The sequence below is a fragment of the Streptomyces sp. NPDC031497 genome, assembly GCF_055580905.1.
Genome location: NZ_JBVIKO010000008.1, coordinates 409,785 through 419,786, shown reverse-complemented (window position 1 = coordinate 419,786; position 10,002 = coordinate 409,785). Strand labels below are relative to the sequence as shown.

Sequence of the window (10,002 nt, the reverse complement as noted above, 5' to 3'; positions counted from 1 at the left end):
AAAAGGCGTTCACCCCACAACGCATGCCGTCGGCTGGGGAACCCAAGACCCCCGGAACATCCCCTGTTCTTGTTCCCCCCCCCGCCCCCACCCCCCCCCCCCGGGGGGGGGGGGGGGGGGGCGTCCCCCCCCCCCCCCCACCACACACAACCGAAGCAAGAGAGAAATGATGAGCATGACCGACCGCGAACCGCAGGCCCTCGATGTCCTCGACGACGCCGGACGAAAGGTGTTGTTCACCGAGGCCCGCACCGCGAACACCTTCGCCGAGGTGGCCGTCGCCGACGACGAACTGGCCATGATCTGGGAACTCGCCCGCTGGTCGCCGAGCGCCGCCAACGGCCAGCCGCTGCGCGCGCTCTTCGTACGCACCCGCGAGGGCAAGGAGCGACTCGTCCGGCATCTCGACGAGGGCAACAGGGCCAAGACGCTCAGCGCACCGGCCGTCGCGATCCTGGCGTACGACCTCGACTTCCACGAGCAGATGCCGACCGTCTTCCCGGCCCGCGGCGACCTGCTGCGAGCGGCGTTCGCCGACCAGACCGACGTGCGCGAGGGCCTTGCCGCCTACAACTCCGCGCTGCAGACCGGAGTCTTCCTGCTCGCGGTGCGCGCGGCGGGCTTCGCGGCGGGTCCCATGGCGGGCTTCGACAAGGCCGGCGTGGACGAGGAGTTCTTCGCCGGTACCAGCTGGCGCTCGCAACTGGTGGTCAACATCGGTCACCCCGGTGCCGACCCGTGGTTCCCGCGGCTGCCCCGCGTGCCCGTCGAGGACGCCCTCGCCTGGGCCTGACGGCACCGCAGCCGCCTGGTGGGTGAGAGGCGTCATGCCATGGGCGCCGGTACTCCTCCGAGTACCGGCCCATTTCTCACCCGACGCCCGCTGTCGGTCGGCCGGTTGCTCGGCGCCGGCCGGAATGCCGACAGGTGCCGGCAGAAGGGTGCCGTTGGGCCCCTCCTGCCCGCACCCGGTTCGGACAGGGCCCCTTGCGGCACCGTCACCCCGACGAGGAAGCGGGGTGCGTCGTCCTCGGCGGTCGTCTGGGTGCGTCGGGCAGCTCGGCGAGGTAGCTCCACGCCTGGGCGCGGAAGAAGGCGGTGTCGGGCGCCCGCTCCCAGCGCAGCAGCACGGCTGCGAGGTCGCGCTGGACGGTGGCGGAGACACCGGCGGCCGGGTCACGCGCCGAGCGCGTCTCGCCCCCTGCCGCCCGCCTGTGTGCCGCGGCGCTCCCCGCGGATAGGGTGGACGGTGATCGACAGGGACGGGCTGGGTGAGGGCGGCGGACGGCGTGGGCGGTGCCGAGGAGAGCGGGAGCACGGGCACCGGGCGCCCGACGTCACGGGACGTCGCCCGGCTCGCCGGTGTGTCGCACACCGCGGTGTCCTTCGTGTTCAACGGCCGAGCCGAGGGCAACCTCTCGCCCGCCACCCAGGAACGCATCCGGCAGGCCGCGGCCCGGCTTGGCTACCGCCCCGACCCGGTGGCCCGCGGTCTGCGGCGTCGCCGTACGGCCGTGATCGGGCTGGTCACCGATGAGATCGCGTCCTCGCCGTTCGCCGGTCGGCTGCTGCGGGGCGCCATGGAGACCGCCTGGGACAGCGACCATCTCGTCCTCACCGTCGACTCCGGCGGTGACCCGGCCAAGGAGGACGCGGCCGTCGCGGAACTGCTCGACCGGCGCGTGGACGGCATCATCTACGCGGCCATGTCACTACGCCGGGTCCGCGTCCCCGAGGGCCTGCACCGTACCCACTCCGTGCTGGCCAACTGCCTGCCCGAGGACGACTCCCTGCCCGCCGTGGTTCCTGCCGAGCGCGCCGGTGGCCGTACCGCGGCCCGGCTGCTGCTCGGTGCGGGCCACCGCCGGCTCGCCGTGATCGGCGGTCTGGACGACATCGCCTCGGTGGAACGTACCCGCGGCTTCCGGGACGCGCTGCGCGCCGAGGGCGTCACCGTGCCCGCGGAGTGGATCGTGCGCGGCGGCGGGGAGATCTCCGCGGGATACGCGGGGGCGCTGCGCCTGCTCGACGGCGTCGAGCAGGGCCGTCGACCCACTGGCGTCCTGTGCTACAACGACCGGGTCGCGGCGGGTGTCCTGCACGCCGCGACCCGGCTCGGGATCGACGTGCCCGCCGATCTGTCCGTGGTCGGTTACGACGACCAGGAGCACATGGCCGCGTTCCTCACACCGCCGCTCACCTCGGTCGCGCTGCCGCACCGGGCGATGGGCGAGGCGGCGGCCCGGCTGCTCCTGGACGCCATCGAAGCCGGCCGTACGCCACCCGCGACCGTCCGGCGTCTGGCCTGCCCTGTGGTCAGCCGCGCTTCCGTGGGTCCGGCGCCCACCCGGTGACCCGGGCACCCGGCCCGTCGACGACCAGCTCGGCGATGTCGCCGGGGCGCCGGTAGACGCGCTCGGTGACCATGGCCCGTTCCGCGACGAAGAGTTCGAGGAGCGAGCCGTCGACGAGCAGCCGGAGCGCGAGTTCCGGCCCCTTCGGCACGTGCACGGTGATCGGGGCGGAGTCTTCCCTGCCGGTCCGGGGCCAGGCGCCGCGGTCGAGGACGACGGTGCCCGAGGCAGGGTCCGCCCGGACGGTCAGCTCCCGGCCCGCCGCGTCCCGGAGGAGGCTCACCGTGGTCGGTTCGCGTGCGGTGACCGTCAGGTCGTACGTGTGGGGAAGCGGAACCCGGCCCGGCGCGGTGACGAACGGCTCGGCCGGGCGCAGCAGTTCGAGTTCCGGGGCCGGACTCACCCGCAGTGAACCGTCGTGGTGGATGTCGACGACCCGTGGCGCGGTGAGTACGCCCGCCCATCCGGCCCGGTGCGACTCCTCCTGCGGGCGGGCCTCCCACGACCAGCCCCACAGCAGTGCGCGGTCCGGCTCCTGGAGCACGGCGGGAGCGTAGAAGTCCCGCCCCTGGTCGAGTCGGCCGCCGGCGCGCGGCACAAACCTCAACGCGCGTCGGTCATCGGCCTCTAGACGGCCAGTCAGGTATCCGGTGGAGCAGGGATCTCCGTCCCACAGGGACACCACAAGCACGTGGTCGCCGCCCGCTGTCCGGTACAGGTTCGGGCACTCCCAGCCCACGGACTTGTCGCCGAACGCGCCCGCGGCCACCGGGTCCCTGCCGTCCAGCAGCACACCGGCGAACCGCCAGTCGGTCAGGTCGTCGCAGTCGTAGAGCAGGACCGACGGAGTGCCGTCGGCGTGCCCGGCCCCGACGAGGGCCCAGCGCCGGTCTGCGTGGCGGAAGACGAACGGGTCGCGGAACATGACCACGTCCAGTCCCGGCGGCGGCCCGGTCACCACCGGCGTCGGCAGCGGCTTCCACTCGGTCAGCCGCTCGTCGTCCGGGTCCGCCGCCCGCGCCAGGCAGATGGTGCCGAGTCCGGCGTGGGCACGGTCGACTCCCGTGTACACGGCGGTCGGTGTGCCGGCGTCGTCGGTCACGCAGCCCGACCAGCAGCCGGCCTCGTCGGGGCCGCCCGGCGTCGGGGTGAGCGCGATCGGGTGGTGCTCCCAGTGCACGAGGTCGGCGCTGGAAGCATGACCCCAGTGGACGTTCGCGTGCACCGGTGCGTCGGGGTTGTGCTGGTAGAAGAGGTGGTAGCGGTCCCGCCAACGGAACGGCCCATTGGGGTCGTTGATCCAGCCGACGGGCGGACGGACCCTGAAACGCGGCGCGTTGGGGTCATTGCTCAACGGTTGACTCCTGCCGAGGTGATGCCCTCGCGCAGAGGGCGCTGGCCGACGACGAACACGGCGAGGGCGGGGAGCATCGAGAGGACGACCCCGGCCAGGACCACCGAGATCGACCCGGTGCCGAGGTTGCCCTGCAGGGAGACCAGACCCAGCGGAAGCGTGTAGTTCTGGCCGGAGGTCTCCAGGATCAATGGGCGGAAGAACTCGTTCCAGTGGTAGTTGAAGGCCAGCACGCCGACGATCGCCAGGCCGGGCGCGGCCAGCGGCGCGTACACCGAGCGGAAGATCCGCCAGGGCCCCGCGCCGTCCAGCATGGCCGCCTCGCCCAGGTCCTTCGGCATACCGAGGAAGTACTGGCGCATCAGGAACGTACCGAAGGCCGTCGGGAAGGCCGGGATGATCAGGCCGAGGAGCGTGTCGGTGAGGCCCATCGACTTCAGCACCAGGAACACCGGCACGATGGTGACCTGCAACGGCACCATCATGGTCGCCAGGACCAGGCCGAAGAGCGGCTTCTTGAAACGGAACTCCAGGCGCGCGAAGGCGTATCCGGCCAGGCCCGCCGTGATCATCTGGCCGACGGCGACCAGTGCCGTCACCAGCGTGGAGTTCAGGGCGAGCAGCCACACGTCGATCTGCTGGAACACTCCGCGGTAGGCCGCGGTCGTCGGGTGCGTCGGGATGATCTGCGGGGGCAGGTCGAAGGACTGGGCCGGAGTGCGCAGTGAGGTGGCGACGGTCCAGATGACCGGGCCCAGCGTCAGCAGGGCGCACACGGTCAGTGCGGCGATCCGGGCCCAGGGGGCGAGTGAGTGACGTGCGCGACTGAGGGTCGGGTTTGCTTGGCTCATGCGGCTCACCGGCTCACTGGTAGTGGACGAAACGCCGGCTGAGCCGGAACTGGACGGCGGTGACCGCCATGATCAGTACGAAGAGCAGCACGCCCACCGCGGATGCCTCGCCGAAGTCGAGCTGCTCGAAGGCCCTCTCGTAGATCACCATCACCACGGTGCGGGTGGCGTCGCCGGGTCCGCCGTCGGTGAGGACGTAGGGCTGTTCGAAGACCTGCAGGGCGTTGATGATGCCGACCACCGACGCGACGAGCAGTGTCGGCGACAGCAGCGGCAGCGTGATGCCGAGGTGCTTGCGCAGGCCGGTCGCGCCGTCGAGGGCGGCGGCCTCGTGGATCTCCTTCGGGATGTTGTTCAGACCGCCGACGAACAGCAGGAACGAGAAACCGAACTGCTGCCAGACGTAGACCAGGATCACCGTGGCCATCGCCGCGTGCTCCGAGGTCAGCCAGGGCACGGGCGCGACGCCGACCAGGCCGATCAGCCAGTTCACCACCCCGAAGTCCTGGTTGAACAGGTACTTCATCACCACCGAGATCGAAGCGGCGGACAGCACCAGCGGGAAGAAGAACGCCGAACGGAACACCGACCGCAGCCACCCCGGCATCCGCCCGTTCAGCGCGAGCGCCAGCGACAGCGCGATCAGCAGTTGCAGCGCGACCGCGAGGACCATGAAGAGGAGCGTGTTGCGGAAGGAGACCAGGACGGTCGAGTCCGTGAAAGTCGTGCGGTAGTTGGCGCCGCCGGCGAAACGGGGCGGGTCGATCACGTTCCAGTGGAACAGACTCAGCACGATGGACCCGATGATCGGCACGACCGTGAAGACGACGATGCCGACGACCGTGGGCGCCAGGAACAGCGCGGCCAGCAGCCGGGCGCCGCGATCGCGGACAGACGGCCGTACGGCGACGGCGGGTGGCGTGGCGGGCCGCGGACGTACGGCCGGGACCTCGGAGTTCGGGACCTGGGTGTTCGTCATATCTCACGCTCCATGGCCTGCTCCAGGTCGCCCTGCATCCGGCGCAGCGCGGGACCCACCGCACGCGGTGAGGCCAGCGCGGTGCCGGTGTACTTGAGCAGGACGTCGGTCACCTCGGCGACCTGCGGCGGCGCGGGGATCGGGCCGGTGTCGGGAAACCGGTCGAGGGTGTCGTAGAAGACCTGCCAGTGGGCCGGGCCGCTCGCGGCGTAGCGTGCGGCGTTCAGCATCGAACGCCGGGCCGGGGTGGTCTGGTTGCTCTGGAACAGCCGGGTCATGGTGTCCTTGCGGGCCGCGTACTTGATGAACTCCCAGGCGGCTTCCTGCTTCTTCGAGGTGCGCAGCAGCGCGTAGCCCGCCGCGCCGAACTGGTGGCGCTGGGTACGCCAGCGGGGGAAGTACTGCACGTCGTAGTCGGCGGCCCGCATGCCGGCCAGCTGCAGGCCGCCCGCCCAGAATCCGCCCGCCGGTGTGACGCCGACGCGGCCGGTGGAGAACACGCCGACCAGATTGCTGCCGTTGCCGCCCTCGGGGCGGGTGCACAGGTTCTCCTGGACGAGGGAAGCGAGATAGTCGTACGCCTCCTCGACCCGGTCGGCGGTGGCCTGCGGGGTCGTCCAGCGGAAGCCCCCGCCGCGCCCCTGCCGGTCAGCGGCCGGGTAGAAGGTGTCCCACAGCCAGGAACCGCCGGGCGCCTTCGACTCCTTCAGCAGGTTCGTGCCGTTCGCGAAGAGCCAGGGCACCACGCCGCCCCACAGCCGGTTGGTCCAGAAGTACGGAGTGAAGTGCGCGTCGCCGGCACGCTTCATCTCCCGCAGCAGCGCGGTGAAGTCGTCGCGGCTCCAGTCGGCCGCCGGGAAACCCGCGCCCGCCCGCCTCAGCACCTGCTTGTTGAGGTACATGTCGGCGGCGTTGAACTCCATCGGCAGCTGGTAGAGGTTCCCCTCGTACATCATCGACTCCACCAGCGCGGGGTGGACGTCGGCGAAGTACTCACGCAGCTCCGCCGCGTCCCGCCGCACCCAGCGGTCCAGGGCCACGCCGAGCTGCTGGGCGAACAACTGCACGCCCTCGGTGGCCACATACACCAGGTCGGGGGCGGTGCCCGCGGCGATCTGGGTGAGGATCTTCGCGAAGAAGTCCGACCAGTCGACGGCCTGCACCGCGTTCACGCGCAGCGGGATGTCGGGGTGGAGCCGGTGGAAGCCCTTGGTGAGGGCGTCGACGGTGGCCGGGTCGAAGGCGGAGCCGAGGGTGGCGACGACGAGGGAGCCGTCGTCACGGCCGGGGATGTCGGCTCCCGTGAGCCGGTCCCAGCTCGCGGCGGTCGCGGCCAGGGCGGCTGCTCCGGCCCCGTACGCGCCGTACCGCAGCAGCGTGCGGCGGGGGAGGTGCGAGTCAGTCATCAACGGGCCTAACTCGTGTTAGTTCAGGGGTGATGCCCCAGATGATGGGAACCGGGCGGCAGGCCTGTCAAGGGTCGGGAACGCTTGACCTTTAACGAGTTAGGTCTACAGTCCTCGTTCATCTGAGCCGCTTCTTCACGCCCTCTGCGTCGTGAGCCGCCACGAGAGGAACGATGTGCCATGCCCGGAACATCGGGGATATCCAGGAGATCACTGTTCGCGGGATCGGCGGCGGGCACCGCCGCCGCACTGCTGCCCACCGGAACGGTCGCGGCCGCCCCGAAGCCCAAGCCCGGGGCCAAGGCCGGGAACAGCGCCCACTCCGCGGCTAGCGGGGCGAGTTACCGCGCCGCGTACCACTTCACGGTCTCCGATCAGTGGAAGAACGACCCGCAGCGGCCCGTCTGGATCGACGGCGAGTACCACTACTACTACCTCTACAACGCCGACTACTTCACCGGAGTCGTCGGCACCGCGTGGCGCTTGGCCACCACCAAGGACCTGGTCTCCTTCACCGACCGCGGGGTCGCCGTACCCAAGGACACCACGCCCAACGGCGATCTCTGGTCGGGTTCGGCGGTGGTCGACACCGGCAACACGGCCGGATTCGGCGCGGGCGCGGTCGTCGTCATCGTCACCATGTCCCCCGGGAGCGGCACCGACCACCAGGAGCAGTTCCTGTACTACTCGACCGACGGCGGTCTCACCTTCGACAACTACGGGACCGACCCCGTGCTGCCCAACCCCGGCGTCGCCGACTTCCGCGACCCCAAGGTGATCCGCGACGAGGACCGGGGCCGCTGGGTGATGGCCCTCGCCGAGAACGACAAGATCGGTATCTACCACTCCGACGACCTCAAGTCCTGGACGTACGTGAGCGGTTTCGTCCACGACGGCATCGGCGTCCTGGAGTGCCCCGACCTGTTCCGCATCACCGCGGGCGACGGCACCGTGAAGTGGGTGCTCGGTGTGAGCGCCAACGGGAAGAGCTCGGGGCTGCCCAACACGTACGCCTACTGGACGGGTTCCTTCGACGGCAGCGCGTTCGCCGCCGATGCGAGTGACCCGCAGTGGCTCGACCACGGCTGGGACTGGTACGGCGCCGTCACCTTCGAGAAGCGGGAGGCGAGCGGCGCGGTGGACGCGGCAGCCCGGTACGCGATCGGCTGGGTGAACAACTGGGACTACGCCAACACCACCCCCACCATCGACTGTGACGGCTTCAACGGCACCGACTCCGTCGTCCGCGAGATCACCCTGAAGAAGGCAGCCGACAACACCTACTACCTCGCCTCCCGGCCCGTCGCCGGCCTCGACTCGCATGTCTCCCGCACCGTGAACCTGGGCGACGTGACCGTGGACGGCACGAAGGTGCTCGACTACTCCGGTATCTCCTACGAGGTGACGACCGAGATCACCTGGTCCCAACTCACCGGCGCTGGACTCCAGTTGAGGCGCTCACCCGACGGCGGCCGGCACATCGATGCCGGGATCTACGCCGACTACGCCTTCCTCAACCGACGCAACACGGTGAACGCCGACACATCCGGCAAGTGGCAGGAAAGCCACACCCCGTTCAACCCGTCCGCCGGCACGGTGAAGCTGCGCATCCTGGTGGACCGCACATCGGTGGAGATGTTCGTCGACGACGGCCGCTACGTGCACACCAGCCAGGTGTTCCCGTACCTGCTGGACACCCGGCTCGCACTGTTCACGATCGGCGGCAGCGCGGTGTTCCGCAACACGGTGGTACGCGAGTTCTCGGTGTGAGGCCGGCCTGGGGCGCGGGCGCAAGCGGTCTGGCGAAGGATCGCTTCAGCGACGCCAGGGCAGTCCCGTGGTGGCGGAACCCTGGGGATCGGTTCTCGCGACGAACCCACGTGCACGCCGTACCCACGAACGAGCAGGCACAACTGCATGAGCCGTACCAGCAGAGGCCCTGGCCGAGGGCGGGACCCGCGGTCGGTGGGACTCCTGCTTCACCGGGCGGGAGGCCGTCGACGGGATGAAGCGGCGTGGTTGCTCAGGACTCCCCACAAAAGTGGTGGGCTTGACCTGGTCAGAGGTCGGTGTCGTGTATGAGGCCGCCGGGTGGCGGGACGCGGTCGGCCGCGTAATCGCACGCGATAAACCCGGCGACGTCGGCGATCGTCCCCGGGATACTGGTCGCCCATGGATGAGGTCAAAGTCGTCGTCGCCCATTCCGAGCGTGCGACCCTGCGCGTCGGTGACGTGTTCTTGAAGGTGGACGTCGATCAGGCGCGCATCGACGTCGAGGTCGAGGTGATGTCCCTCGTGCCGGTCCCGACCCCGGAGGTCTTGTGGCGCAAGCCGCCCGTGCTCGCGATCGCCGCACTCCCGGGGACGACGCTTGGGCGCCTCGGCGGGCCGTCGACCGGGTCGCCGGCGGCGTGGGCCGCGGCGGGCGCCGCCATCCGGAAGCTGCACGAAGCGCCCCTGCCGCCCCTGCCGGGCCGGGCCGGCCGGAGCATCGGCGCGCTGGCGGCGGAACTCGACGACGAGTGCGAGTTGCTCGTGGCGAACGGTGTCCTGCCCGCTGACCTGGTCGCCCGCAACCGCCAGGTCGCCGAGGCCGCGTTCCGTCCCTGGACCCCGGCGTTCACGCACGGCGACCTGCAGATCGCGCACGTCTTCGTCGAGGGCGACGAGGTCACGGGCATCATCGACTGGTCCGAGGCGGGCCAGGGTGATGCCCTGTACGACCTCGCCACCTTCACGCTCGGACACGAGGAGCACCTCGACGACGTCATCGCCGGCTATGGCACCGACGTCGACCTCGACGTGATCCACGCGTGGTGGTCGTTGCGGAGCCTGCTGATCGTCCGCTGGCTGATCGAGCACGGCTTCGACCCGTTCGCGCCGGGCTGTGAGGTCGACGTACTGAGATCCCGGATGTGAGGCTGCGCGGGCCCGACTGCCACGTATGCGTTCTGACGCGACGAGCAGCCCATCTCCCGGGGCGCATCGCCTGCCCAGGCTCTCGACAACGTGCGGTGCGCAGTCGTCGCCGGCAGATGACGGCGCAGCCGAGGGCGAC

General features: G+C 70.5%; 8 protein-coding genes and 1 pseudogene. 4 read left to right on the top strand and 5 right to left on the bottom strand.

The features are described from left to right. The first annotated feature begins 175 nt into the window (after positions 1-175). Entirely contained in the window at positions 176-793 is a 618-nt protein-coding gene (locus tag ACZ5K7_RS19875; RefSeq protein WP_468914923.1) for a malonic semialdehyde reductase, read from the top strand. Between the two features lie 179 nt (positions 794-972). Here ACZ5K7_RS19875 and ACZ5K7_RS19870 read toward each other — a convergent pair. Further along, a pseudogene (locus ACZ5K7_RS19870) lies at positions 973-1,157 on the bottom strand (tautomerase family protein); the annotation flags it as partial. A gap of 132 nt (positions 1,158-1,289) precedes the next feature. Here ACZ5K7_RS19870 and ACZ5K7_RS19865 point away from each other — a divergent pair. After that, positions 1,290-2,354 carry a LacI family DNA-binding transcriptional regulator gene (locus tag ACZ5K7_RS19865; protein ID WP_468914943.1) on the top strand — a complete coding sequence of 355 codons (1,065 nt, stop codon included), beginning with the start codon at positions 1,290-1,292 and terminating at the stop codon, positions 2,352-2,354. Here the strand turns inward: ACZ5K7_RS19865 and ACZ5K7_RS19860 are convergent. The 4 genes from ACZ5K7_RS19860 to ACZ5K7_RS19845 are packed head-to-tail and all read right to left on the bottom strand — an operon-like array spanning position 2,317 to position 6,944. Then, entirely contained in the window at positions 2,317-3,708 is a 1,392-nt protein-coding gene (locus ACZ5K7_RS19860; RefSeq protein ID WP_468914922.1) for a glycoside hydrolase family 32 protein, read from the bottom strand. The two genes, ACZ5K7_RS19865 and ACZ5K7_RS19860, sit on opposite strands and share 38 nt — an antisense overlap. Further along, positions 3,705-4,559: a carbohydrate ABC transporter permease gene (locus tag ACZ5K7_RS19855; RefSeq protein WP_468914920.1), complete on the bottom strand. Its 855-nt coding sequence runs from the start codon at positions 4,557-4,559 to the stop codon at positions 3,705-3,707. The genes ACZ5K7_RS19860 and ACZ5K7_RS19855 overlap by 4 nt, the downstream gene beginning before the upstream one ends. 13 nt (positions 4,560-4,572) lie before the next feature. Continuing rightward, positions 4,573-5,538: a carbohydrate ABC transporter permease gene (locus ACZ5K7_RS19850; protein ID WP_468914918.1), complete on the bottom strand. Its 966-nt coding sequence runs from the start codon at positions 5,536-5,538 to the stop codon at positions 4,573-4,575. Next, a complete protein-coding gene (locus tag ACZ5K7_RS19845) occupies positions 5,535-6,944 on the bottom strand; it encodes an extracellular solute-binding protein (protein ID WP_468914917.1) in 1,410 nt (469 codons plus the stop codon). The genes ACZ5K7_RS19850 and ACZ5K7_RS19845 overlap by 4 nt, the downstream gene beginning before the upstream one ends. Before the next feature lie 180 nt (positions 6,945-7,124). Here ACZ5K7_RS19845 and ACZ5K7_RS19840 point away from each other — a divergent pair, with 180 nt between their 5' ends. Both ACZ5K7_RS19840 and ACZ5K7_RS19835 read left to right on the top strand, forming a co-directional pair. Next, positions 7,125-8,714 carry a glycoside hydrolase family 32 protein gene (locus tag ACZ5K7_RS19840; protein ID WP_468914915.1) on the top strand — a complete coding sequence of 530 codons (1,590 nt, stop codon included), beginning with the start codon at positions 7,125-7,127 and terminating at the stop codon, positions 8,712-8,714. A 402-nt stretch (positions 8,715-9,116) separates the two neighbouring features. Further along, entirely contained in the window at positions 9,117-9,863 is a 747-nt protein-coding gene (locus tag ACZ5K7_RS19835; protein WP_351704402.1) for a phosphotransferase family protein, read from the top strand. Positions 9,864-10,002 lie beyond the last annotated feature (139 nt).

Coding starts and splice junctions, on each gene's coding strand:
- ACZ5K7_RS19875 (WP_468914923.1), top strand. CDS start 176: ATGACCGACCGCGAACCGCAGGCCCTCGATGTCCTCGACGACGCCGGA.
- ACZ5K7_RS19835 (WP_351704402.1), top strand. CDS start 9,117: ATGGATGAGGTCAAAGTCGTCGTCGCCCATTCCGAGCGTGCGACCCTG.
- ACZ5K7_RS19840 (WP_468914915.1), top strand. CDS start 7,125: ATGCCCGGAACATCGGGGATATCCAGGAGATCACTGTTCGCGGGATCG.
- ACZ5K7_RS19845 (WP_468914917.1), bottom strand. CDS start 6,944: ATGACTGACTCGCACCTCCCCCGCCGCACGCTGCTGCGGTACGGCGCG.
- ACZ5K7_RS19850 (WP_468914918.1), bottom strand. CDS start 5,538: ATGACGAACACCCAGGTCCCGAACTCCGAGGTCCCGGCCGTACGTCCG.
- ACZ5K7_RS19855 (WP_468914920.1), bottom strand. CDS start 4,559: ATGAGCCAAGCAAACCCGACCCTCAGTCGCGCACGTCACTCACTCGCC.